Consider the following 23,287-nt stretch of genomic DNA (forward strand, 5'->3'; position numbering starts at 1 on the left):
AGCGCGGCTACGCGCGGCCGTAGACGGGGAGCGCGGCGCCGCTCACGTCGCGCGCGTCGTCGGAGAGGAGGAACGCGATGACGCCCGCGGCGGACGCGAGCGAGACCCACTTCGTCGCGTCCGCGTCCGGCATCGCGGCGCGGTTCGCGGGGGTGTCCATCGTGCTCGGCAGGACCGCGTTCACGCGCACGCCGTGCTCGAGCACCTCCGCCGCGACCGTCTGCGCGAGCGCGACGACGGCCGCCTTCGACGCCGCGTACGCCGCCGAGCCGCCGCTCGTCCACGGGCGCGTCGCCGCGCGCGACCCGACGACGACGACGCTCCCACCCTTCGCCGCGACCATCCCCGGCAACAGCGCGTGGAGCGCGCGGTACACGCTGTCGGCGTTCGCGGACATCATCGACGTCCACGCCTCTTCGTCCTTCGCTTCGTGGACGGGCGCGCCGCCGGCCCAGCCGCCGGCGACGAGCGCGGCCGCGGTCGGCACGCCGCCGAGCGCCACCGTCGTCGCCGCGAGCGCGGCGGCCCAGTCCTCCGCCGAGCGGAACGAGCTCACGTGGACGAAGCCGTCGATCTCCTTCGCGAGCGCGGTCGCCCGCTCCCGCCCCCGCTCCGTGTCGAAGAGCGCGACCTTGTCCCCGCGCCCCGCCAAGAGCCTCGCGAGCTCACCCCCGAGCGCACCCGCCCCACCCGTGATCGCCACGATCCGCGACATGGGCGAGGAGCATACGCGCTCGCGCCCCGCGCGACGACGGTCAGTGGATGGCGTCGGGCCGATCGACGCACGCGAGCTCGATCTCGACGCGGCCGCCGTTCTGGACCTTCACCGTGTCGCACGTCGACGGGCAGAGCAGGACCTTCTTCGGCCCCGCCGCCGCGTCCCAGCGCCAGCCGATCCCGTCCTCGCAGCCCTGACGATGCGGGAGGACCGTCCGCGTCGCGTCGGGTCCCACGACCTCGACGTTCACCTTGTTCGGATCGAGCGTGCGGCCGTCCGGCGGGCGCGGGACGTCGAAGTCGCAACGCGCGAGCTCGCCGCGGATGGCGGTCAGAGGGTTCGGCGCTTCATGGCACCTCCCACCCCGCGCAAGTTCGGGGCCTCCTGCCGCAGGTCCACGATCTCCCTATTTTATAGGCAGATCCACCCGCCCGCGCGGCGCAAGGAATGCGTCCCGGCGCAGAATTCGGCCCAGCGACTGGCTTGACGAAACGTCAAGTTCGGGCTCGACGAACCTCGACGCGACGACTACGGTCGAGATCGAGGTGGGCGATGAAGATCCTGATCGTGGACGGCGACCGGGCGACCTCGTCCTCACCGGCGACGCGTTCGGCCTCGGCGTGAGCGAGCTCGTCGCGCGCGGAGCGCTCGACCTCGTGCGCCGGATCGGGGCCGAGGTCGTCGTCCTCGACTCGATCTCGGCGCTCTTCAACCCGCGCCCGCCGGAGACGATCGTACGCAGCCTCGTCTTCTTCCTCGTCAACGCGCTCGAGGACCGCGGCCTCACCGTCATCATCACCGCCGAGGCGCCCGCCGACTACAGCCGCCCGACCGTCCTCGGCGCGGAAGACTACGTCTGCGACCTCGTCCTCGTCCTCCGCAACGTCACGCCGTGACGCGCATCGGCGATCAGCCCGCGGAGGTCCTCCGCTTCTTCGTCGCGGCGAGCGCCGTCCTCGCCGAGCCGGCGCCGTCGCTCGAGGAGGTCGCCCGCCTCGCCGTCCCTTCCCTCGCCGACTGGTGCACGATCGATCTCCCCGACGAGCTCGCCGCCGCGGCGCACGTCGATCCGAGCCACGTCCAGCTCCTCCGCGAGCTGCGCCGCCTGCCGTTCGCGCCGGCGGGGCCGTACGGCGTCGCGCGCGTGATCGCGAGCGGCCAGCCGGAGCTCGTCATGGCCGCGACCGACGACATGATCGCGGCGATGAGCGCCGACGCGCGCGCGCTCGCGGCGCTGCGCGAGCTCGCGACCGTCTCCTGGATGACGGCGCCGCTCTCGGCGCGCGACAAGACGTTCGGCGCGATCACGTTCGGACGCGTCGACCACGCCCGCGCCTACGACCCGTCCGACCTCCGGCTCGCGGAGGACGTCGCGCGGCGCATCGCGAGCACGCTCTCCCACGCCGAGGCGCTCAAGACCGCGCAGCGCGAACGCGCGCGGGCGGAGGAGGCGAACCGGGCGAAGGACGATTTCCTCGCCGTCGTCTCGCACGAGCTCCGCACGCCGCTCAACGCGGTCCTCGGCTGGGCGCGGCTCCTGCGAGACGGCTCCCTCGACGCGGCCAAGACCGCGCGCGCGATCGACACGATCGAGCGCAACGCGAAGGCGCAGAGCCAGCTCATCGACGACCTCCTCGACGTCTCGCGCATCATCACCGGACGGATCCGCCTCGACGTCCGCTCGGTCGATCCGGCGTCGCTCGTCGCCGGCGCGATCGACTCGATCCGTCCCCTCGCCGAGAGCAAGAACGTCCGCCTCCACACCAACATCGATCGCGACTGCGGTCCGATCGTCGGCGACGCCGATCGGCTCTTGCAGGTCGTGACGAACCTCCTCGGCAACGCGGTGAAGTTCACGCCGGCGGAGGGCCATGTCCGCGTCTCGCTCCAGCGCGTCGATCGCACGATCGCGCTCACGGTCGCGGACACCGGCGCCGGCATCCGCCCCGACGTGCTGCCCTACGTCTTCGATCGCTTCCGGCAGGCGCCGGGCGCCGCGCGCACCAGCGGCGGCCTCGGGCTCGGCCTCGCGATCGTCCGCCACCTCGTCGAGCTGCACGGCGGCCGCGTCCAGGCCTACAGCGAGGGCGTCGGCCGCGGCTCGCGGTTCGTCGTCACGCTCCCGGTGACGTCGATCGGCGAGCGGACGCCGGCCGCGCGCGCGTACGCGCAAGGCTACGCGCCGCCGCGGCTCGACGGCCTCCGGATCCTCGTCGTCGACGATCAACCCGATGCGCGCGAGCTCGTCGTCTCGCTCTTCGAGGAGGCGGGCGCGACCGCGATCACGGCCGCGACGGCGGAGGAGGCGCTGACGCGCGTTCGACACGAGACCCCCGACGTCATCGTGTCCGATCTCGCGATGCCGATCGAGGACGGCTACACGCTCATCCGCCGCGTGCGCGAGCTGCCGCCGGAGGAGGGCGGAGGCACGCCCGCGGTGGCGCTCACCGCCTACTCGCGGCTGGAGGATCGAACGCGCGCGCTCCGCGCCGGCTTTCAGATGTGCCTGACCAAGCCGGCCGAGCCCGCCGAGCTCCTCATCGTCGTGGCTGGGCTCGCGCTCCGCGCCGTCTCCGCGCTGCGCACCGTCGCGGTGTCAAGGGCTTGACTCGACAATGCCACGATCGAGCATCCTGCCGCGCACAGGTGACGAACCCGAGCATGGACTTAAGTTGCTCCCTCGAACTCGTTCGAAGGAGAGGTCGCTTGACGTTTCGTCAACGTTCGAAGGCAAAGCTCCGTGTCATCGGCGATCGCGCGCGCGATCCGGCCGCCGTGCTCGCGCTCGTGCGCGCCTGCGCGGCCACCGGTCGCTACCGCGTTTGGTCGCGCGCGATCGCGAAGCGCGGTCACGTGTTCGCCGATCTCGCTGCGGCGCTCCGCGCGCCCGCGTCGGCGGTGTGCGCGGACGCGAAGGCGAACGAGTGGCTCGTCCACGGCGCCGGGATCGACGGCGAGCCGCTCGTCGTTCGAGTCGCCGTGCGCGCACGGATGGTGACGATCGTGGACGTACGCGCGACAATGAAGAAGGCACCTCGATGAAGCGATGCGAATGCGGCGGCGATCTGAAGGCCGGACCCCAGCGCCTCTCCGCCGTCGCGGGGGGGCGCCGCTTCCGCGCGACCGTCACCGCGCCGGTCTGTCGTCGCTGCCGAGCGTCGTTCGTCGACGGCCGGCTCCTCGAGCGGTTCGACCTCGCGATCGCGTGCGATCTCGCGATGCGCGGGCCCGCCGACGGCGAGACCTTCCGCTTCCTGCGGAAGGCGATCGGGCTCGCCGCCGCGACGCTCGCGGAGCTCCTCGGCGTCAGCGCGGAGACGATCTCGCGCTGGGAGAACGGGCAGCGCGCGGTCGACGGACCGGCGTGGATCACGGTGGGGACGCTCGTCCTCGAGCGCGCGGGCCGCCCAACGTCGACGCTCGATCGGCTCGGCGTCCTCGCGCGCGACGCGCGCCCCGCGTCGCCCGTCACGCTGGTCGTGCAGCCGCAGGCCGCGACCAAGATGTAGCGTTTGTCCCTGCGCGTGCTCGTCGCGCGCGCCGAACCGGGCCGTTCGCCGCGTCTCTGCACCTCACGCGACACGCGATCGCTCACCTCGACGCGAGGTCGTCCGCGAACGGGCGGCGGCGAGCGCAGGCGCGGACCGTGCACGCACCCACGCGCGATGAGCCCTCCTCTTGTGCCGCACGACCGCCTCGAGACCGGAGTCGCAGGGCTCGATCGCGTCCTCGGAGGCGGGCTCCTGCGCGGCGGCCTCCACGTCGTCGCCGGGAGAGCCGGCGTCGGAAAGACGACCCTCGCGAGCCAGATCGCGTTCCACTCCGTCGCGCGCGGCGCCCGCGCGGTCTACGCGACGTTCCTCGTCGAGCCGCACGAGCGCCTCCTCCACCAGCTGCGCTCGTTCGCGTTCTTCGACGGCGCGCGCGTCGGCCGCGAGCTCGTCTACCTCGACGCTTACCCCGCCTTCCGCGCCGGCGGCCTCGACGCGCTCACCGGCGCGCTCCGCGGGATGATCCGCGATCGCGACGCGTCGCTCCTCGTCCTCGACGGGCTCCCGTCCGCGGAGGACCTCCGCGCTGCTCCGCTCGAGCACCGCGCGTTCCTCGTCGAGCTCCAGGCGTCGCTCGTCGCGCTCGACTGCACGGCGCTGCTCGTGACGAGCGGCGACGCGGACCACGCGACCGCCGACGGCGTCTTCGAGCTCGCGAGCACGCGCGCAGAGCTCCGGCGCGTGCGCGAGCTCACCGTCCGGAAGCTCCGCGGCGGCGGCCACATCGACGGGACGCACGTCTTCCGCGTCACGAGCGACGGCGTCGTCGTGTACCCGCGCCTCGAGGCGATCGAGCCGGACGCGCCCGGGGCGACGGCGCCGGTCCAGGACGGGCGCGTCCCCTTCGGCGTGGCGGGGCTCGACGACCTCTTCTCCGGCGGCGTCGCGCGAGGCTCGACGACGTTGCTCCTCGGTCCGTCCGGCGCGGGCAAGACCATCCTCGGCCTCCACTTCCTCGCCGCCGGCGCGGCGAGCGGCGACAAGGCGCTCCACTTCGGGTTCCACGAGCGATCGCAGGTGCTGCTGCGCAAGGGCGACCGGCTCGGGATGCGCCTCTCCGAGCACGCCGCCGCCGGCGACCTCGTCGTCCACTGGGAGCAGCCCTCCGAGGCGCTGCTCGATCAGGTGATGGCCGACCTCCTCGCGATCGTCGAGCGGGAGCGCGTGCGCCGCCTCTTCATCGACGGCTTCGCCGGGCTCCGCACCGCGGTGCACCCGGAGCGCCTCGCGGGGATGCTCGCCGCGGCGGCGGAGCTCCTCTCGCGCGCGGGGGTGACCACGCTCGTCACCGACGAGACGCGCGAGCTCTACGTGAAGGACGTCAGCGTCTCGACGCCGAACGTCTCCGCGACCTTCGACAACATCGTCCTCCTGCGCCGGGTCCTGCTCCACGCCCAGCTCGTGCACCAGCTCTCGATCATGAAGACGCGCGACACGCCCCACGACAACCGCGCGTGGGAGCTCGCGGTGACGCGGGAGGGCATGTTCCTCGTCGCGCCGTTCGACACGCCGGAGGCGCGCCGCCTCCGCGGCGACGGCAGCGGCGCGATCCCGAAAGAGCGGCCGGCGACGATGCCGAGGCGACGGCCGAAACGCGAGTAGACCGTTGACGAGCTCGATCTGCGCCACCCTCCTCGTCGTCGACGACGAATTCCCGACCCTGGACACGCTCGCCGAGGTCCTTCGCTGGGACGGCCACACGGTCCACACCGCGGCCGACGGACGGCAGGCGCTGGAGGTCCTCGCGAGCACGAGCGTCGACCTCGTCCTCCTCGACGTGATGATGCCGATCCTCGACGGGCTCGAGACGCTGCGCGAGCTGCGCGCGCGCCCCGAGCTCGCCGCGTTGCCCGTCATCCTCATGACCGCGGCCCCCAACGGCGTCCCGCACGACGCGCCGCCGCACGACGCGCTCCTCGTCAAGCCGTTCACCGCCGCCACCTTGCGCACGGTCCTCGCGCACTCGCTCGCGCTCCGCCGGTCGACGCCATGACCGCGGCGCGCTTGTTGCTGGGAGGTGGGACGTGAACACGGTCGAACGAGATGACGTCGCCGCCGCGCCGATCCTCCTCGGCGGGGGCCGGCGGGCGAACCTCCTCGCGCTAGAGGCGGCGATCGAAGGGTTGGGCCGGCCGGTCGTGTCGGCGCGAACGGAGAGCGAGGCGATCGCGCTCGCCTCGCTGATCGAGCCGGCCGTCGTCCTCCTCGATCTCGAAGGCATCGGCGCCGGCTTCGAGACGGCGGCGCAGATCGCGGGGGAACGACTCCGGCCGATCGTGCTCCTCACCGATCGCGCCGACGTCGCGCGGGGCTACGCGAGCGGAGCGGCCGACGTCCTCTTCGAGCCCTTCGATCCGGACGTCGTGCGCGCGAAGGTCGCGTTCTACGTCGCGCTCCACGAGCAGCGCGTGGCGGTGGAGCGCGAGCGCGCCGTGCTCGCAGATCGCCTCCGCCTCGTGCTCGACACGTCCGGCCTCGGGACGTGGGAGTACGACGCGCGCCGCGACGTCCTCCACGGCGACGACACGTGGCGCGCGCTCGTCGGCGCGCCGCGGACCCTCGACGAGCTGCGCGCGCTCCTCGGCGACGAAGACCGCGCCGCCTTCGACGCGGCCTTCCCCGACGGCGCGAAGGTCGACGTCCACGTCGCCGAGCGCGCGATCGCGCTCCGCTGGATCCGCAACGGCGACGACGGCGCGGCCCGCTCCGTCATCGGCACCGTCCTCGATCTCACGCCGCGACGTCGCGCCGACGAGGAGCGCGATCGCCTCACCGCCGAGCTCGCGGCCGCGCACCGGGTGGCGGAGGCGGCGCAGCGCGTGAAGGAGAACTTCCTCACGATCGTCTCGCACGAGCTTCGGACGCCGCTCCACGCCGCCCTTGGATGGTGCCAGCTGCTCCTCACCGAGGACGCGGTGGCGCCGGAGCGCGTCCGCGCGGCGTGCGAGGTCATCGCGCGGAACGTCGACGCGCAGGTCCGCCTCATCGACGACATCCTCGAGGCCTCGAGCATCGCGAACGGCGACCTCCGCATGTCGCTCGCGCCGGTGGACCTCGCGGCGATCGCGCGGAAGGCGCTCGACCACGCCGCGACCGCGATCGCGGCGAAGGGCCTCTTCCTCGAGGCCGGCGTGATGCCCGACGCGTGCTGGACGATCGCGGACGCGACGCGCATCCAGCAGGTGTTCTGGAACCTGCTCGCGAACGCGGTGAAGTTCACGCCGGCGGGGGGCAAGGTCGCCTTCTCGCTCGAGCGGAGGGACAGCGTCGCGCGCCTCGTCGTCTCCGACGAAGGGGTCGGGATCGATCCCGAGTTCCTCCCCCACGTCTTCGATCGGTTCCGTCAGGCCGACAGCTCGACGACCCGCGCGTACGGCGGGCTCGGCATCGGGCTCTCGATCGTCCGGCACATCGTCGAGCTCCACGGCGGGACGGTGGACGTGGAGAGCCTCGGCCCCGGCCGCGGCGCGTCCTTCGCCGTCCACCTCCCGCTTCGCGAGCCTCAGGGATCGTCGCACGAAGAGGCGGCGCCCTCCGCGTCGGGCCAGCGCGGGAGCGTCACGTAGAAGGTCGCGCCTCCGTCGTCGCGCGCCGCCTCGATCGCGCCGCCGTGCGCGTCGACGAGCTTCTTCACGATCCAGTGACCGACGTCGGGCGCCGCCGCGCGCCGGGCGCCGCTCGCCGCGCCGCGCACCGTGATCCGGACCTCCTCCTCGTCGCCGTCGAGCGCGACGTCGACCGGCCTTCCGCCGCCGAGCTTCAGCGCGTCGGTCACGAGGTTCGCGACGATCGTCTCGAGGTGAAGCGGGTCCCACGCGCCGAGCTCCGGCCCGCGCTGGCGGACGCGCACGACGGCGCCGGCGCTCTCCTCGCGCAGGCGGCGCGACGCGCGCTCCACGATCTCGCCGAGCTCGCACGGCTCGGTCGCGAGGGCGACGATCCGATCGGGCGGGATCGGCGCTTCGAGGAGGCGATCGGCCACCTCGCGGAGCCGCTCCGCCGACTCGGCGAGGACCGCGCAGCGATGGATCAGCCACTCGCGCGGGACCTCGTCGGCGCTGTCCTTGAGCCGCGTCTCGACGAGGTCGAGGCCGAGCGTGAGCCCCTGGAGCGAGCCGCGCATCGCGTGCCCGAGCATCGCGACGAGCGCGCTGCGGGAGGCCTCCGCGTCGACGCGCTGCCGCTCGAGGCGGCGGAGCGCGACGTGCGCGGCGGCGCGTTCGGCGGAGGTCTCGACGAGCGCGTCGGCGAGCGGCCCGCGGTCGGCGCGATCCCAGAGCGACAGCTCGACGCGCGCGCCGCGCAGCGTCCGGACGACGAGGTGTCTCGCGTCGCTCCGCGGCCGGCGATCGAGCGCGCGCTCGGTCGCCTCGTCGACGTGCACCGCCGCGACACAGAGCGCGGCGTCGTCGACGAGGACGTCGATCGTGCAGCCGTCCGCGACGAGCGGGACGAGGCCACGAGCGATCGCCAAGAGCTCCGCGTCATCGCCCATCGGCATCTGTCTCGTCATTTAGGTCTTCTCCGCGCTCCGCGCCAGTCGCGGGCCGCGTCGCCGGCCGCGCCGCCGGCCGCGGGAGTTGAAATCGCAGCGGCGCTGTATCACTCTTGCTCCGTCGTGCCTCGTGAGCCGTCCGAACGCCGCGTCCTCGTCGTCGACGACGAGCCCGAGGCTCACGGCCTCTTCCAGTTCTTGCTCGCGCCGCACGAGATCGCGTTCGAGTTCTTCAGCGATCCGCCCGCCGCGCTCGATCGCCTCGCCGAGGCCGAGTTCGACGTCGTCATGACCGACCTCGTCATGCCGAAGCTCGACGGCGCGCAGGTGTGCGAGCGCGCGACCGCGACCCGGCCGGACATCCCCGTCATCGTCTTCTCCGCCGAGGCGTGCATCGGCTCCGTGCGCGAGGCGATGCACGCCGGCGCGCTCGACTTCATCGCGAAGCCGCTGACGCGCCCCGGCGTCTCGTCCGCGCTCGAGCGCGCGTTCGCGTGGCGTGACGCGCGCGCGCCGCTCGTTCGCGCGCGGACGTCGTTCGATCGGACGCTCGAGGCGCGGAGCACCGCGATGCAGCAGCTCGCGAGCGTGTTCGATCGCGTCGCCGCGTCGGAGGCGAACGTGCTCGTGCGCGGGGAGACCGGGGTCGGGAAGTCGGCGCTCGCGCGCGCGCTCCACGACCGGAGCTCGCGCGCGGCCGGCGCCTTCGTCGTCGTCGACTGCGCGACGTTGACCGACGGCATCGCCCTCGCGGAGCTCTTCGGCCACGCGCGCGGCGCGTTCACCGGCGCGCGCGACGAGCGGCGCGGGCTCATCGCCGACGCGCACGGCGGGACGCTCTTCCTCGAGGGCGTCGACGACCTCGGCGCCGGGGTCCAGGCCAAGCTGCTCCGCGTCCTCGACGAGCGGCGCGTGCGGCCGATCGGAGGCGACATCGCGATCGACGTCGACTTCCGGACGATCGCGTCGGGCAGCGCCGCGCTCGACGCCGCGTCGCGCGGCTTCCGGAGCGATCTCTTCTATCGCCTCGCGGCGATCGTCGTCGACGTGCCGCCGCTGCGCGATCGCAAGGAGGAGATCCCCTCCCTCGCGGCGGAGGTCCTCGCGCGGCACGGCGTGCACGCGACGTTCTCCGACGAGGCGATGCGTGCATTGTGCACTCATGACTGGCCCGGCAACGCGCGCGAGCTCGAGAACGCGGCGCTGCACGCGGCCGCGCTCGCGGGCCCGCGCTCGATCGCGCTCCAGGACCTTCCTCCCGCGGTGCAGCGTCCGCCCGACGCGCGCGCCGCGGATCCGACCGCGGGTCTCGTCACCGCCGACGCGCTGCTCCGCCGTCACGCGATGCGCGTGCTCGCGGCGACGGGCTACAACCTCCGCGGATCGGCGCGGCTCCTCGGCATCGATCGGAAGACGCTCGAGCGACAGCTCGCGGCGTGGGGCGTCTTGCGAAAGCGGCGCTGACGCCTCGCGGCACGACGCCGCGCGAACGGGTGGGCCGATCGATGCGACACGATGCCGATTCACGGCGTGCCAGCGCGCCGCGGAGCGAGCATGCCGCTTGCGTTGGGGGCGGCGTGATCGACGAGACCGCTCTCCTCTGCGGCGTCGAGGTCCTCCTCCTCGAGCCGTACGACGACCTCCGCGAGGCCGTCGCGAGGTGGCTCACGGCGGACGGCGCGACGGTGAGGACCGCGCCGACCGCGTCGGAGGGGCTCGCCGCGGTCTACCGCGATCCGCCCGACATCGTCGTCACGGAGCTCCTCGTCCTCGCCGGCGGGGCGAGCATCGTGTCCGCGCTCCGCCGCGCCGACGAGCGCTTGCCGGTCCTCCTCACGACCTCGCAATCGCACCGCGACGTGCCGCCTCTCTTGCACGCGGAGATCTGCGCGTACCTCCAGAAGCCGTTCGACCTGCCGACGCTCACGCGCCTCGTCGCCGGGCTCTCTCGCCGGCCCCGCTGAGCGGGGCGGTCACCTGTTTGGGCGACAGGCGGGCGGGCGAATTCGCGGAACGCTATCGTGATCGCGGCCGACCGGCCGGGATCTCATGCCGAAGCTCGCTCCTCTTCTCCTCGTCCTCTTCTCGACCCTCGTCGCCTGCGGCTCCGACTCGAAGCCCCAAGACGCGCCCGCGCTCCCCGCCGACGAGATCGAGGCGGTCCCGTTCGCGTCGACGAAGATGCTCACGACGGAGGACCTGTCGTCGCTCCAGCCGGACGCGGAGGACGGGAAGCTCGTCTTCACGCGCGCGCCGGCGAGCCTCGCCGACGTCGCGGTCGGGACCGTGATGGTGGCCGGCGTCTCCCCGTCGACGCCGCACGGGTTCCTGCGCGTCGTCACCGACGTCGCGCGGAGCGGCGAGACGCTCACGCTCGACACCGCCGGCGCGCCGCCGCAGCTCGCGTACCAGAAGCTCCACGCGCGCGTCGCGCGGCCGGTCTCGCTCGACGACGGCGAGCCGAAGATCGTCACCTCGCTCGAGCCGCTCGGGGTCGGCGGCACGTCGGAGCGGCAGACGCCGGTGGACGTCGTCCTCTACGACGGCGACGGCGACACGAAGACGACCGACGATCAGCTCCGGATCGAGGGCTACTTCAAGGGCGCCCTCACCTACGACCTCTCCCTCGACATCGACTGGGGCGCGATCAAGGAGCTCCCCTCCGTCGTGCGCGAGTGCGTCGCGAGCCTCGCGAAGATCGTGCGCGGGAAGAAGCCGAGCTGCTCGATCACCGACCTCATGCCCGAGGTGAAGGTGACGTTCACCGTCGATCCGAGCGTCGCGTCGGACCTCCGCCTCGTCGGGCAAGCCTCCCTCGCCTTCGAGAAGGAATTCGACGTCGCGGTCGTGCCGCTGACGCCGCTCGTGCTCGGCCCGCTCGTCTTCTTGCCGCGGCTCGAGGTGATCGCGAAGGTCGAGGGCGGCGCGAGCGCGTCCTTCCGCGCCGGCGTGGCGGGGCACATGACCCTCACCAGCTCGGTGACGGTGTCATCGAAAACGGCGGGCAACCCGACTTTCTCGCCTCCCACGATCAAGGACAAGGGCTTCACCGTCGAGGAGCCCACCGTCGGTCTCCACGCCCACGCGAAGGCGAACGCCGGCGTGCGCCTCACGATGCCGCTCTACGGGACGATCGGGCCGTACGCGACGGCGGAGGGGACACTCGCGCTCGAGGCCAACCCGTCGAAGACGCCGTGCTGGGAGCTCCGCGCGGGGCTCGAGAACGTCATCGGCGTGCGCATCACCACGCCGGCGCTCCCGTTCCTCGGACACCTGAAGCTCGTCGACTGGAAGACGTCGCCGCTCGCGGCGATCGACGAGGTCGTCGCGAGCGGCGCGTGCAAGGACCCGCCGCCGGGCGCGTCGCACCTGCCGCCCGGGAGCGGACCGGACGCGCCGGCGCTCCGCGAGCCGGCCTTCACCCCGTGGTCGCGGGTCACGGACGGCACGCTCGCGTCGACCACGAACGTGGGACCGTCGCAGACGGGGACGGTGTTCTCCGATCTCGATCGCGCGATCGACGGGCGGTGGCTCGTCGCGGGCAACGACGCGCGCTCGCTCGTGAAGATGAACGACGACGGCGCCGTGATCTGGCGCGCCGCGTTCGTCGCGGGCGAAGAGGAGACGCCCCTCACCGTCGTCCGCACCGCGCCCGCGCGCGACGCCTCGATCGCCCTGCTCGCGACCGGCGCGATCGGCTCGTCGTTCGATCTCCTCACGCTCGGACAGTCGGGCGGCGTGAAGAGGGCGCGCTCCTACGCGCTCCCGTACGATCTGTGCGCCACGCCGTCCCCGCGCCTGCTCGCGGCGGACACGGGCGCGGGCGCCGGCTTCTCGGTGCTCGGCGAGTGCCTCAGCCAGGGCAAGGCGTTCGTCGTCCACGTCGACGCGGCGGGCGACGTGACGGACGCGCGGCTCTGGACGCTCGAAGGCGCGGGCCACTTCGGCCCCGCCGCGTCCACGCGCACGACGACATCGCAGCTCGCGGTCACCGGTGTCCTCTCCACCACCAGCGACGACGGGATGTTCGTCGCGCGCCTCGACGACCAGGCGAACATCGTCGCGATCGACGCGTACGCGGGCTGCGCCGAGTCGTTCAACACGTCGCCGACGTCGCTCGTGGCCGCCGCCTCGAACGGCCTCACCGTCGCGGGCGGCAGCTTCGCGCAGGCTCGCGCCTTCGTCGCGCGGATCCACGAGGACGGCGGCGTCGGCTTCGTGACGTACCCCGGCATGAGCGGCGACAGCCCGAACTTCGTCGCGGGCGCGATCGCGGAGCTGCCCACGACCGGCTTCGTCATGGCCGCGTCGACGGTGGAGCTCACGGGTGAAGGAGCGGCGGCGGTGCCGGGCGTGGCGCTCGTCGGCCTCGACGCCTCCGGCCGCGCGGCGTGGGCGAAGCGCTATGCGCTCGCGGGCCGTTCGTCGTCGTTCCCCGCGCTCCGCCTGACGACGGACGGCGGCGCGCTGGTCTCCGCGCTCGCCTTCGGCGAAGGCGAGGCGCCCGGCGCGACGTGGTCGATGAAGGCCTTCGCGAAGGACGGCACCGTCACCGATCCGAACGTGACGTCCTCGGCGATGGTCCTCGACGGCGGCCCCGCCGACTGCCCCCTCCGCCGCATCGCGATCGCGCCGATCGTCGAGGAGATCGCGGTGGAGGTCACGCCGCTCCCGGTCACCCGCCGCTGAGCGCCTACTTTCCGAGCTTCTCCTCGAGGACGGAGAGGACCTGGGCGCGGTTCAGCGGCTCACGTTCGGAGAACGCGAGCACGTTGCCGGCCGGATCGACGACGATCGCGTTGGGGTACGACCGGATCCCGAAGCGCTCGGTCACGAGGAGGGAGACGTCCGCGTTGCCGGGCGTGGCGGCGACGGCCTCCGTCCACGACGCGGGGTGCGCCTCGAGGAACCCGTTCGCGGCCGCGAGGTCCTCCTCCGGATCGAGGCCGATGATGTCGAGGCCGCGCGGGCGGTACTTCGCGTCGATCTCCTTCAGGTGATCGGCCTCCGCCGCGCAGGGATGGCAGTAGCTCGTCCAGAAGTGGAGGAGGACGTACCGCCCTCTCCGCTCCGAGATCCGATGGCGCTTGCCCGCGACGTCGAGGAACGAGAAGTCCGGCAGCGGGGCGCCGACGGCCAGCTCGAAGAGCTTGTAGTCCGAGCTCGGGCGCTCCTCGAACGCGAACGTCCCCTTGCTCTCGTCGTACGACTTCGGCGCGAGGTAGGTCGTGCCGACGCGGAACACCGGGACGTGCGCGTCGGAGCTCTTGATCGCGGTCTCCCGACTCGAGAGCGGATCGAGCTTGCCGTCGCCGTTCGTGTCCAGCGCGACGTAGCCGTCATCGACTTTACCGCTTTCAATGAAGTCAACGGCGTAACGAACGAGGGTCGGTCTCCCTGCGACGTCGAGCGTCCCTTCGGCCATGTACGTGCTGCTGAAGAGGAAGCGCGACTCCGGCTTCATCCCGCCTTTGCGGCGCAGCGCCTCCTCGCGCGCGAGGCTACGCACCACGCGCAGGGCGAACTTGTCGATGAACCCGCCGGGGGAGAGCGGCCGGTCGATCGCCACGACCTCGTCCCCTGCCTCGTACGACTGCGGAGACTCCGCCGGCGGCGCCGCGAACGGGTGACGATCGCCGGCGGCGAAGGGGCCCTCGAGCCCGGCCTTCAAGTAGAGGAACGCGCCGGACGCCGACTCGACGAGGACGAGCTTCGACAGGGCCTTGCGGAGAGGAAGGATGCCGGCGAACGCGCGCTGGCCCGGCTCGAGCGGCGCGGGGAGCGAGGCGATGTCGGCCGCGCGCGCCGGCGCCATCCTCAGCGGCATCTTCTCCACCTCCACGAGGCGAAGCTGTCCGGCGTAGACACGCGGACCGGCCGGCGCAGCGCTCGCCTTCGCAGGCACGGGCGCGGACGCGGGCGCGGCGTGGGTCGCGCAAGCGGCGAGGAGCGGCAAGAGAACGAAGAGAGGTCTCATCCGGATGGCTCCCGAGCATAGCGAACCGCTCGCTGAAAAGTATCGCGCCGCCTGTCCGGCTCCCTGAGGTGCGTCAGGTGCAGCCCTTGCCGGAGCAGCCCTTAGTGCAGCTCGCGCCGGCGGCGCAGGCTTGGATGCAGCCGCCGCCCGAGCATGTCATCTGGCACTTGGAGCCTGCGGCGCAGGACTGGTTGCAGCCGCCGCCCGAGCACTGGAGGTTGCACTCCTGGCCCGCGGCGCATGCCTGCGTGCAGCCGCCGTTCTTGCAGGTCTGGCCCGGCACGACGGAGTAGCTGCCGGGGTTGGCCGGCGCCGCTGGAGCCGTCGGGATGTTCGTGGGGAGCCCCGGGATGTTCGTGGGGAGCCCTGGGATCGCCGTCGTCGCGGCCTTCGGCGCCGCGCCGCCGGCGGGCGCCGCGACGGGGGCGGGCCCGGGCGCCGGCGCTGGCGCAGCGGCGGCCGGGGTCGTTGGGGTCGTCGCCGTCGGGGTCGTCGCCGTTGGGGCCGAGACCACCGGCGCCGCCGTCGACGTCTCCTCCGTCTTGCTGCAGAGGTCCGCGGGGCCGGCGAAGGTGACGAGGGCGGCGAGCGCGAGCGAGGCTTTCACGACGCCGAATCTATCCCAGATCGCAGAGCTACTGCTTGAGGACGAGATCGGCCTTTCGCAGCGTGTGCTTCGCCGGTGTCGTTCCCCACGCGAGATTGACCTTCACCGTGGTCGGCCCTGCTTGCGCGAGCGAGACCTCGCATCCCATCTTGCCGTTCCCGCGCCAGGAGTGAGACTCGCCGACGTCGCTCGAGACCCATCCCATTCGGACCCGGTGCTTCCCGAGCGGGTTGCAGACCGTGCTCACGACGCAGGTCCCGTTCTGGAAGAGATCGACCTGGTACGCCAGCGCGGCGGGACCTTCCCATTCGATGTCGAGGTCGGTCCAGACGCCCACCTCGCCGGCGGCGAGCGTCATCGTGGTCTCGCCCGCGCCGGGGGCGGAGAAGGGCACGCGGCCGAGCTCCTTCGCGCAGCCGGAGAGGAAGGAGAGGAACGTGAGGAGGGCGGCGAGCACGCCGAGCGAGCGCATGACGCAAAGGTAACGCACGAGGCGCGATCTGGCTCAATGGGAGCATGGTCGCAGTCACTCGCGCGTGAAGGTGCCGTCGCCGATCGTCCGGAGGACGACGTCGCCGTCGCGCGCGGTCACCCAGAGGGAGTCGCTCGCGGGGACGTCGCGCCAGTTGTCGGTCCCGCCGCGGACGCACGTGTTGGTCGCGTCGAAGGCGCGCACCGTCTTCGCACCAGGCCCTCCCATCGCCGCCGTCAGCTCCTCGACGACGGCCGCCGACGGATGGCAGTAGCCGTCGTTCGTCCCCTCGTTCTGCTTCGCGGCCGAGATGACGGCGTACTTCGGCCGGGCCCTCTCGAGGAAGGAGGGGCCGGTCGACGTCTCGCTTCCGTGATGGCCGACCTGAAGGAGCGTCACCTCACCGCGAAGGTCCCACGCGTCCTCCTCTTCGACCGGCGCGTCGCCGGTGAAGAGGAGCGACGACTTGCAGTAGTCGACGCGGAGTCCGATGGAGCACTCGTTGGGATCGCGCGGGCAGCCCGCGGTCCACTTGCTCGGGAGGATGGGTGTAAACCTCACGCTTCCCCCCTCCGCGATCGGGCTCGCGGGGCGCTCCGGATCGACGACGTGGATCGTGGCGTCGGTCGCGGCGGCGGCCGCGCGTGCGTCGCGGATCACGGCCGTCTTGTCGAGGTCGAGCCCGTTGTCGACGTAGAGCGCGGTCTTGAACGTCGTGAGGACGGCCTCCGCGCCGCCGACGTGATCGGAGTGCTGATGCGTGATCCACAGCGCGTCGAGCCCGCGCGCGCCGACGTCGCGACGAAGCCCGCTCATCACGCGCTCGTGCCACGCCTTGCATCCGGCGCAGGGACGGCGCGGGCTCTCCCCCGCGTCGACGAGGACCTGCCGCCCATCGGGCAACGTGAGGAGGACCGCGAGCGCCTGCCCGCTGTCGTAAAAGCGAACCGTGAGCGGAGCTCCGTCGCCGCACGCCGCCGCGGACGCGTCCCCCACCGGCGCCGGAGGCGGCGGCCCCCCCGACGTCGTCGGCGTCACCGGCGGCCCCGACGTCGTCTCGGCGCACGCCCCAACGAACGCGGCGACGAAGAGGAGCGCACCCGGAGGAGCGAATCGCATCCGATCGACGATACCGCACCGCGCGTCGCCGTCACGGTGCCGTCGCCCGGCGCGAGGAGCTCCCACTCCTCCGAGAGCGGATCGCGTTCGCGCCGGACGTGAGCCCATTCAGGTCCGTAACGGCAAAACGACGGCGCTACCCCCGCGCCTGAAGCACCCACGCGAGCGCCGCGCGCGCGAGCGCGTGCTCGTGGCGGAGCGCCATGTGTCCGCACGGGGCGGTGAAGACGCTCACCGGGCCGCCGCAACGGCGCGCGAAGCGCTCGCCGCACGCCGGATGACACATGATCCGATCGCGCGCCCCCACCACCGCCGCGACCGGCACCTTCACGTCCACCGCGGCGGCGAGGTAGTCGTCACCGCGCGCGCTCGCCCACGTCCCGCTCGTCACGCCGCGTAAGAGATCGTGGAGGTACGGCGCGCTCGCGTCGTCGGTGCCGAGGCGGAGCGCGCGCGCGGGAAAGACGCCGGCGCGATCCGCCACCTCCAGCGTCGCGCGGGCGAGCGCGCGCTTCGCCGCCCATCGCGCCGCGCTCGGCTCGAGCGCGCGGAGCCACACGTTGCCGCCGAGCATCACGATCGCGTCGGCGCTCGTGCGCCCCGTCCCCTGCGCCGCGACCGCGACGTGCGCGCCCAGCGAATGACCGAGCACGACGACCGGGTGCTCCGCCCGCGCCCGCACGCACTCCACCACCGCGGGGAGATCCACCGCGACGAGGTCGTCGTAGCGGTACGTGCGCGACGGCGTGCTGTCGCCGTGCCCGCGGAAGTCGAACGTCACCGCGCGCCAGCCGTCGGCCGCGAGCGCGCGCGCGAGCCCGCGGAGCGACGAGCGCCGCGCGAACATCGCGTGCGCGAGGACGACCGAGGCGCGCGGCTCCACGCCGTCGGGCGGCTCGAACGCGTTCGCGCGGAGGACCACGCCGTCCGACGCGCGCACCTCGATCTCGTCGTAGCCGGCAGGCGGCTGGAAGCCGGAGCCGTACACGTCAGTCGAGCGGCAGGACCCAGACCTCGTCGCCGAGCTGGACGCCGAGGGTCTTCGCCTCGCCGCCGCCGACCGCGGCGCCGTCTTCGACCGACGTGAGCGGCGAGAGCACCGCGCGGAACCACGGCGGGTCCTTCATCTCGACCGCGACGAGGCCGCGCCGCCCGACGCGCGTGCCCGGCGGGAGGAGCTGGCGGATGTTGAGGTGCTGCGTCGCCTTCACGAGCGTGATCTCGTCCGTCGGCGCGGTGAAGTGGGGGCCGCCGTCGAAGGGATCGACGCGCTCGGCGTAGCGGAAGCCGATCCGGCGGAGGAGCTTCTCGACCCCGCGCGTCTGCGCGCCGACCTTGCCGATGACCGCCTGCGCCTCCTTCGGGAGGAGCGACGCGTAGATGCTGCCCTCCGGGAAGAGCCCGCGGATGAACTCCTTGTTCCGGCGCGAGAGCTTGTCCGCCTCCTCGTAGCTCATGTCCATGAAGTGGCGGCCGAGCGCGTCCCAGAGGTGGCTCGTGCCGTCGGCCTCGAGCGGCGGGAGCAGCTCCGCGAGCACCTCGTCGCGGAACGCCTCGCGGTGCATCTTCAAGAAGAGGAAGCGCACGTACGAGAGGAAGGTGCCGAGCCGCTCCGGCACCCGGCGGTAGTCGGGGTGGAGGACGAGGCCGCCGATCTCGGTCGGCCCGTCGTACGAGTACCCGATGCTGAGGACGGTGTGCTTGAAGTGCTTGTCGAGCGTCGCCGAGTAGCGCTCCTCGTCGGTGACGTCGAGATAGATGTAAGGCGCATCCTTCCGCCCGAGCTGTCCGAAGATCATCGACGTGCCGATGATCCTGTCCTTCGCCCGATCGACGAGGACGAACACGTACTGGCGGCGATTCGGCTCGAGGACGCCCTCGAAGCTCTGCTGCGAGCTCTCGAGGATCTGCTGCACGCCCTCTCGTTCGTGCGGGAGGTTGACGGTGTTGAGGTGCCGCGCGATCGCGAGGATCTGTTCTTCGTCGCCGAGCGTGGCGCCGCGGATCTCGTAGAGCGGCTCCATTCGCGAGCATGATACGTTGCCTTCCCGTGCGACGGCTTGCATTCGTCATCCTCCTGCTCTCTGCGATCGGACTCCAAGGCTGCAAGGGCTGCCAGAAGAGCGGCGGCTCGGATCGCCTGAAAGTGGCGGTTTCCATCTTTCCGATCTACGACCTGGTCCGGCGCGTCGCGGGCCCCGACGCCGACGTGAGCCTCTTGCTCCAGCCGGGCCGGAACGAGCACCACTTCGACCCGACGCCGCGGGACGTCGAGGCCGCGGCGGCGTCGAAGCTCGGGGTCATGGTCGGCCTCGGCCTCGATCCGTGGATGGAGAAGCTGATGAAGGACGCCGCGCCCGACGCGCGCATCCTCAAGGTCGGCGATCGCGTCCCCATCCTCACGATCAAGGACGACCCGATCGGCGCGGAGGACCACGACGATCACGACGAGGACGAGCACGCCGACGGCGGGCACCACGAAGAGCATCACGACGAGCACGAGGAGCACCACGAGCACGAGAAGAAGGGCGCCCCCGATCCGCACGTGTGGCTCGATCCGCAGCGCGCGCAGCTCATCGTCCGCGCGATCGCGGAGGAGCTCGGGCGCGTCGACACCGCGCACGCCCTCGCCTACCGCGCGCGCGCGACCGAGCTCGACAAGTCGCTCGTCGAGGTCGATCGCGAGGCGGCGGAGCGCCTCAAGAAGCTCTCGAAGAAGGGCTTCGTCACGTTCCACGGCTCCTTCGGCTACTTCGCGGAGCGGTACAAGCTGAACATCATCGCCGTCATCGAGCCCTACCCCGGCTCGGAGCCTACCGGCGAATACGTACAAAAGGTGCTCACCGCGATTAAGGACAAAAAGGTCCCGGCCCTCTACAGCGAGCCGCAGCTCGATCCGCGGCCGGCGAAGATCCTCGCGGAGGAGGCGAAGATCCCGCTCGGGGTCCTCGATCCCGTCGGCGGCGGACCGGAGACCGACAGCTACGAGAAGATGATCCGCTTCGACGTCGCGCAGCTCGAGAAGTACCTCAAGTGAGCGGGAGCGTCGCCCCCGGCTCGCGCGGCCTCGGCCCGGCGTCGCGGCGCCCGTCGCGCGTCACGCCCTTCCGCGGCACGCTCCCGCCCGACGACGCGACGCGCGTGCTCGACATCAGCGGCGTGAACAAGCGCTTCGGCGACAAGATCGTCCTCGAGGACGTCTCGTTCCACGTCCCGATCGGCGAGTTCCTCTGCCTCTCCGGCCCCAACGGCGCCGGCAAGAGCACGCTCCTCAAGTGCATCCTCGGCCTGCTCGAGCCGGACAGCGGGACGATCCGCATCGCGGGGCTGCCGGTCGAGAAGGGGCGCTCCAAGATCGGCTACGTCCCGCAGCGGAAGGCGTTCGATCGCGACTTCCCCGCGTCGCCGATGGAGGTCATCGTCGCGAACCTGCGCGGCCGCTGGCCGATGAAGATCTCGAGCGAGGAGAAGGACATCGCGATCGCGATGCTGAAGCGCACCGGCGCCGAGGCGTACGCCAACGCGCAGATGCGGGACCTCTCCGGCGGTGAGACGCAGCGCGTGTTCCTCGCGCGCGCGCTCGCGACGAAGCCCGAGCTCCTCGTCCTCGACGAGCCCACCGCCGGCGTCGACGTCGGCGGCCGCGCCGCGATCATCGATCTGATGGCGGAGATCAGCGCGTCCGACTCGATCGCGGCGATCCTCGTCACGCACAACCTGCAGGCGATCGCACGATGTGCGGAGCGCGTCGTCTACCTCGAGCGCACGGTCAAGGCGTGGGGGCTGTGGTCGGAGCTCTCCGGCGACCAGGAGCTCACCGCCATCCAGCTCTCGGGCGACCACAAAGCGCTGCAAATGGACGGCGACTGAGGCCGACCAAGCGAGGCCCGAGTCTTGCGTGCAAAGGAGCATGGCCGCTCCCCTCAGCACCCCGACCCCGTCCGAAGCTGGGCTTCCACACCGCAGGGAGACCGCCGTCGTCGCGACGGGCACGCTCGTCGGCGCCGCAGCCGGCGCGGCCGCAGGCGCGATCGCAGGCCCGCCGGGCTTGATCGCAGGCGCGGTGATCGGCGCGGTCGCAGGTGCGGCGACGGGTGAGGCGCTGGTCGAGAACGACATCGAGGACGCGAAGCTCGAGGCCGAGCTCGACGAGGAGATCGGCGTCACCGGCGGCGCGATCGGCGCCGCGATGACGACACGCCCCTCACGGATCGGCTGTTTCTCCGCAGGATCCGCAGGTGTCGGCGAGAGTCACAGCCCAAGCCAAGACGGCGGAACCGGCCTCGTCGGCGCCGGCGAAGCCGACTGACCCCGCCCCCGAAAGCAACCACAACAGCGAGGCCCATGTTCGCGGGGTGGCGTGCAGGGCCTTCGCGTCCCACCCCCGGGGCCCCGCGAAAGCGGCCGCGACAGCGGTTGCGAAGCAACCCGAGCGCAAAGCGCGAGGGCCGTGTTCGCGGGGTGGGGTGCAGGGGCGAAGCCCCTGCACCCCAGTAAGCCCTTTCGCCACGTTGGACCACGGGATCACGGGAAGACCGCGCGCATGGAAGGCTCAGCGGTCGGGTGCTAGCTTAAACGGGCTTCCGTCATGACGCGCAGTCCCGAAACCCCGATCATCCTCTGGATCTGCGCCGCCGTGTGCGCGCACTTCCTGTTCGCCGAGGGCGGAGGGACGATCGCGGAGCACTACGAGGACTCGAGCTACCTCCTCGGGATGGGCGCGCGCGCCCGCGGCGCCGCCGCGACGCGGGACCAGACCGTCGACATCATCACGAACGAGGACGGCAAGGCGGAGGAGGAAGAGCCGAAGCCGGAGGAGCCGAAGCTCGAGGCGAAGAAGGAAGAGAAGAAGCCGGACGAGAAGAAGCCGGAGCCGCCGAAGCCGGAGGTGAAGAAGCCCGAGCCGCCGCCGCCGGCGCCGGTGAAGATCGCGGTGCAGGAGGAAGACCCGCTCAAGAAGCTGGATCAGACCCCGCTGAAGCAAGACAACCGCATCGCCGTGAAGCAGCACGTCGCCGACAAGAAGCAAGAGGACAACCCCAACGCGAAGTTCATCGCGGACGAGGCGAACAAGGTCCAAGAGGAGAGCGTCGCGACGCAGACCTCACACGACGAGGACGATCCGAACCCCACCCCGGGCGCGAACAAGCTCGCGGGCCCGAAGGATCGCGTCGGCGACAGCGAGAAGACGAAGATCGCCGAGAGCGAGGAGCACAAGGGCGAGCAGAACAAGGCGCCGGGCGAGAAGGGCACCGAGTTCGACATCCAGCACGACAACAAGCCGATCGATCGCCCGATGGGCCCGGTCGCCGCCGCGAGCCTCCCGCCGTCCGAAGCCATACCGCGCGCGGGCGGCGACGGCCGCACGCCGGGGCAGACCTCGCAGAACCAGCCGCAGCCGCAGCTCGTCCCCGGCGCGCCCCCGACCGACAGCCCGGAGGTCGCGCAAGGCGGCTCGAACGGCACCTGGATCGTGAACCCGATGCGTCCGGGCGCGACGAACGATCCGAGCACGGGCGTCCCCGGCACGACGAACCAGAAGCAGCCGATCGCGCAGAACCAGCCGAGCACGAAGTGGCTCGGGCTCGGCGGCCAGGCCGCGCCGGGCCAGCTCAACTTGAACCTCTCCCAGAACGGCGTCGTCGCGGCGGTGGGCGCCGATCAGCTCCGCAAGGAGCGCGAGGCGGACGGCGAGCGGCGCAAGAGCGAACATCGCGGATCGTGGACCGCGTCGAGCTTCGAGCGCTGGCGCAACGCGATCGAGAACTACGTGTCGAGCGTGAAGCCGGGGAACCAGACCTCGCTCAACACCGCGGCGGTGCCGTTCGCCTCGTACCTCAACACGATCCACAACCGCATCCACCCCATCTTCGCGGACAACTTCCTCGGCTCGCTCGACTCGCTGCCGAAGACGCACCCGATGAACAACCCGAAGATGGTGACGCGCCTCGAGATCGTGGTGAGCCCGAAGGAGGGGCGCATCGTGAAGATGGGCATCGTGAAGACGAGCGGCATCACCGCGTTCGACATCGCGGCGCTCGACAGCGTGAACCGCGCGCAGCCCTTCGGCCCCGCCCCGGGCGCGATCGTGAGCCCGGACGGCAACGTGTACCTCCACTGGGAGTTCCACCGCGACGAGGTCTTCGCGTGCTCCACGATGCACGCGCGCCCCTTCATGCTGAACACCCCCGCCAAGCCGCAGAGCCCGGAGCCGGAGCCCCCCGGCAGCCCCAACTCCCCCACGCGCGAGCGCGGCGCGCCGCCGCCGGTCAACGTGCAAGGTACACGCGAAGGCAGGCTCGAGCTCCCGCCGCTCTCGCGCCCGCTCACCGCCGGCTGACGCCCGAT

At 72.1% G+C, this 23,287-nt stretch carries 23 protein-coding genes; 14 read left to right on the top strand and 9 right to left on the bottom strand.

Annotation, left to right across the window (positions count from 1 at the left end; all coding sequences use genetic code 11):
• Positions 1–7 precede the first annotated feature (7 nt).
• Both KF837_36790 and KF837_36795 read right to left on the bottom strand, forming a co-directional pair.
• A complete protein-coding gene (locus KF837_36790) occupies positions 8–715 on the bottom strand; it encodes an SDR family NAD(P)-dependent oxidoreductase (GenBank protein ID MBX3232940.1) in 708 nt (235 codons plus the stop codon).
• A gap of 40 nt (positions 716–755) precedes the next feature.
• Positions 756–968 (bottom strand): hypothetical protein, encoded by a 213-nt coding sequence (locus tag KF837_36795; GenBank protein ID MBX3232941.1) that lies wholly within the window; start codon positions 966–968, stop codon positions 756–758.
• A 295-nt stretch (positions 969–1,263) separates the two neighbouring features.
• Between KF837_36795 and KF837_36800 the strand changes: the two genes are divergently transcribed.
• The 7 genes from KF837_36800 to KF837_36830 all read left to right on the top strand — a co-directional run bounded on the left by KF837_36800 (position 1,264) and on the right by KF837_36830 (position 7,835).
• On the top strand, positions 1,264–1,614 hold the full coding sequence (locus KF837_36800) for a hypothetical protein (protein MBX3232942.1): 351 nt from the start codon (positions 1,264–1,266) through the stop codon (positions 1,612–1,614).
• On the top strand, positions 1,611–3,326 hold the full coding sequence (locus tag KF837_36805; GenBank protein ID MBX3232943.1) for a response regulator: 1,716 nt from the start codon (positions 1,611–1,613) through the stop codon (positions 3,324–3,326). Before KF837_36800 ends, KF837_36805 begins: the two co-directional genes overlap by 4 nt.
• A gap of 98 nt (positions 3,327–3,424) precedes the next feature.
• Positions 3,425–3,760: a hypothetical protein gene (locus KF837_36810; GenBank protein MBX3232944.1), complete on the top strand. Its 336-nt coding sequence runs from the start codon at positions 3,425–3,427 to the stop codon at positions 3,758–3,760.
• Entirely contained in the window at positions 3,757–4,227 is a 471-nt protein-coding gene (locus tag KF837_36815; GenBank protein MBX3232945.1) for a helix-turn-helix domain-containing protein, read from the top strand. Before KF837_36810 ends, KF837_36815 begins: the two co-directional genes overlap by 4 nt.
• Positions 4,228–4,383: 156 nt before the next feature.
• Positions 4,384–5,871: an AAA family ATPase gene (locus KF837_36820; protein ID MBX3232946.1), complete on the top strand. Its 1,488-nt coding sequence runs from the start codon at positions 4,384–4,386 to the stop codon at positions 5,869–5,871.
• A 4-nt stretch (positions 5,872–5,875) separates the two neighbouring features.
• Entirely contained in the window at positions 5,876–6,262 is a 387-nt protein-coding gene (locus tag KF837_36825; GenBank protein MBX3232947.1) for a response regulator, read from the top strand.
• Positions 6,263–6,293: 31 nt separating this feature from the next.
• Positions 6,294–7,835, top strand: coding sequence for a hypothetical protein (locus KF837_36830; GenBank protein ID MBX3232948.1), 1,542 nt, complete (start codon positions 6,294–6,296; stop codon positions 7,833–7,835).
• On the opposite strand, the gene KF837_36835 is transcribed toward KF837_36830, so the two are convergent.
• On the bottom strand, positions 7,772–8,782 hold the full coding sequence (locus tag KF837_36835) for a HAMP domain-containing histidine kinase (protein MBX3232949.1): 1,011 nt from the start codon (positions 8,780–8,782) through the stop codon (positions 7,772–7,774). The genes KF837_36830 and KF837_36835 overlap by 64 nt on opposite strands.
• Before the next feature lie 105 nt (positions 8,783–8,887).
• Between KF837_36835 and KF837_36840 the strand changes: the two genes are divergently transcribed.
• From KF837_36840 to KF837_36850, 3 genes are all read left to right on the top strand, one after another.
• On the top strand, positions 8,888–10,228 hold the full coding sequence (locus tag KF837_36840; protein MBX3232950.1) for a sigma-54-dependent Fis family transcriptional regulator: 1,341 nt from the start codon (positions 8,888–8,890) through the stop codon (positions 10,226–10,228).
• Positions 10,229–10,341: 113 nt separating this feature from the next.
• A complete protein-coding gene (locus tag KF837_36845) occupies positions 10,342–10,728 on the top strand; it encodes a response regulator (GenBank protein ID MBX3232951.1) in 387 nt (128 codons plus the stop codon).
• An 85-nt stretch (positions 10,729–10,813) separates the two neighbouring features.
• Positions 10,814–13,453: a hypothetical protein gene (locus tag KF837_36850; protein ID MBX3232952.1), complete on the top strand. Its 2,640-nt coding sequence runs from the start codon at positions 10,814–10,816 to the stop codon at positions 13,451–13,453.
• Between the two features lie 4 nt (positions 13,454–13,457).
• Here the strand turns inward: KF837_36850 and KF837_36855 are convergent, their stop codons facing one another.
• The 6 genes from KF837_36855 to KF837_36880 all read right to left on the bottom strand — a co-directional run bounded on the left by KF837_36855 (position 13,458) and on the right by KF837_36880 (position 18,963).
• On the bottom strand, positions 13,458–14,741 hold the full coding sequence (locus KF837_36855; GenBank protein ID MBX3232953.1) for a TlpA family protein disulfide reductase: 1,284 nt from the start codon (positions 14,739–14,741) through the stop codon (positions 13,458–13,460).
• Between the two features lie 73 nt (positions 14,742–14,814).
• On the bottom strand, positions 14,815–15,348 hold the full coding sequence (locus tag KF837_36860; GenBank protein ID MBX3232954.1) for a hypothetical protein: 534 nt from the start codon (positions 15,346–15,348) through the stop codon (positions 14,815–14,817).
• A 28-nt stretch (positions 15,349–15,376) separates the two neighbouring features.
• Entirely contained in the window at positions 15,377–15,820 is a 444-nt protein-coding gene (locus KF837_36865; GenBank protein ID MBX3232955.1) for a hypothetical protein, read from the bottom strand.
• A gap of 54 nt (positions 15,821–15,874) precedes the next feature.
• Positions 15,875–16,939 (bottom strand): MBL fold metallo-hydrolase, encoded by a 1,065-nt coding sequence (locus KF837_36870; protein MBX3232956.1) that lies wholly within the window; start codon positions 16,937–16,939, stop codon positions 15,875–15,877.
• A gap of 136 nt (positions 16,940–17,075) precedes the next feature.
• Complete coding sequence (locus KF837_36875) at positions 17,076–17,927, bottom strand: alpha/beta fold hydrolase (protein ID MBX3232957.1); 852 nt, start codon at positions 17,925–17,927, stop codon at positions 17,076–17,078.
• Position 17,928: 1 nt separating this feature from the next.
• The gene (locus KF837_36880; GenBank protein MBX3232958.1) at positions 17,929–18,963 is read right to left on the bottom strand and encodes an arginine N-succinyltransferase; all 1,035 of its coding nucleotides are present in this window, start codon (positions 18,961–18,963) and stop codon (positions 17,929–17,931) included.
• A 26-nt stretch (positions 18,964–18,989) separates the two neighbouring features.
• Here KF837_36880 and KF837_36885 point away from each other — a divergent pair, with 26 nt between their 5' ends.
• The 4 genes from KF837_36885 to KF837_36900 all read left to right on the top strand — a co-directional run bounded on the left by KF837_36885 (position 18,990) and on the right by KF837_36900 (position 23,279).
• Positions 18,990–19,976 (top strand): zinc ABC transporter substrate-binding protein, encoded by a 987-nt coding sequence (locus KF837_36885; protein MBX3232959.1) that lies wholly within the window; start codon positions 18,990–18,992, stop codon positions 19,974–19,976.
• Positions 19,973–20,809 carry an ABC transporter ATP-binding protein gene (locus tag KF837_36890; protein ID MBX3232960.1) on the top strand — a complete coding sequence of 279 codons (837 nt, stop codon included), beginning with the start codon at positions 19,973–19,975 and terminating at the stop codon, positions 20,807–20,809. Before KF837_36885 ends, KF837_36890 begins: the two co-directional genes overlap by 4 nt.
• A 40-nt stretch (positions 20,810–20,849) precedes the next feature.
• Positions 20,850–21,248 (top strand): hypothetical protein, encoded by a 399-nt coding sequence (locus tag KF837_36895; protein ID MBX3232961.1) that lies wholly within the window; start codon positions 20,850–20,852, stop codon positions 21,246–21,248.
• A gap of 279 nt (positions 21,249–21,527) precedes the next feature.
• Positions 21,528–23,279 (top strand): TonB C-terminal domain-containing protein, encoded by a 1,752-nt coding sequence (locus KF837_36900; protein ID MBX3232962.1) that lies wholly within the window; start codon positions 21,528–21,530, stop codon positions 23,277–23,279.
• The last annotated feature ends 8 nt before the right edge of the window (positions 23,280–23,287 follow it).

Source organism: Labilithrix sp. (assembly GCA_019637155.1).
GTDB lineage: Bacteria > Myxococcota_A > Polyangia > Polyangiales > Polyangiaceae > Labilithrix.

What these genes read in the sequence shown, in the direction of transcription:
- KF837_36790 (MBX3232940.1), bottom strand. Translation starts at nt 715, where the DNA reads ATGTCGCGGATCGTGGCGATCACGGGTGGGGCGGGTGCGCTCGGGGGT.
- KF837_36815 (MBX3232945.1), top strand. Translation starts at nt 3,757, where the DNA reads ATGAAGCGATGCGAATGCGGCGGCGATCTGAAGGCCGGACCCCAGCGC.
- KF837_36820 (MBX3232946.1), top strand. Translation starts at nt 4,384, where the DNA reads ATGAGCCCTCCTCTTGTGCCGCACGACCGCCTCGAGACCGGAGTCGCA.
- KF837_36835 (MBX3232949.1), bottom strand. Translation starts at nt 8,782, where the DNA reads ATGACGAGACAGATGCCGATGGGCGATGACGCGGAGCTCTTGGCGATC.
- KF837_36850 (MBX3232952.1), top strand. Translation starts at nt 10,814, where the DNA reads ATGCCGAAGCTCGCTCCTCTTCTCCTCGTCCTCTTCTCGACCCTCGTC.
- KF837_36855 (MBX3232953.1), bottom strand. Translation starts at nt 14,741, where the DNA reads ATGAGACCTCTCTTCGTTCTCTTGCCGCTCCTCGCCGCTTGCGCGACC.
- KF837_36865 (MBX3232955.1), bottom strand. Translation starts at nt 15,820, where the DNA reads ATGCGCTCGCTCGGCGTGCTCGCCGCCCTCCTCACGTTCCTCTCCTTC.
- KF837_36870 (MBX3232956.1), bottom strand. Translation starts at nt 16,939, where the DNA reads ATGCGATTCGCTCCTCCGGGTGCGCTCCTCTTCGTCGCCGCGTTCGTT.
- KF837_36880 (MBX3232958.1), bottom strand. Translation starts at nt 18,963, where the DNA reads ATGGAGCCGCTCTACGAGATCCGCGGCGCCACGCTCGGCGACGAAGAA.
- KF837_36895 (MBX3232961.1), top strand. Translation starts at nt 20,850, where the DNA reads ATGGCCGCTCCCCTCAGCACCCCGACCCCGTCCGAAGCTGGGCTTCCA.
- KF837_36900 (MBX3232962.1), top strand. Translation starts at nt 21,528, where the DNA reads ATGACGCGCAGTCCCGAAACCCCGATCATCCTCTGGATCTGCGCCGCC.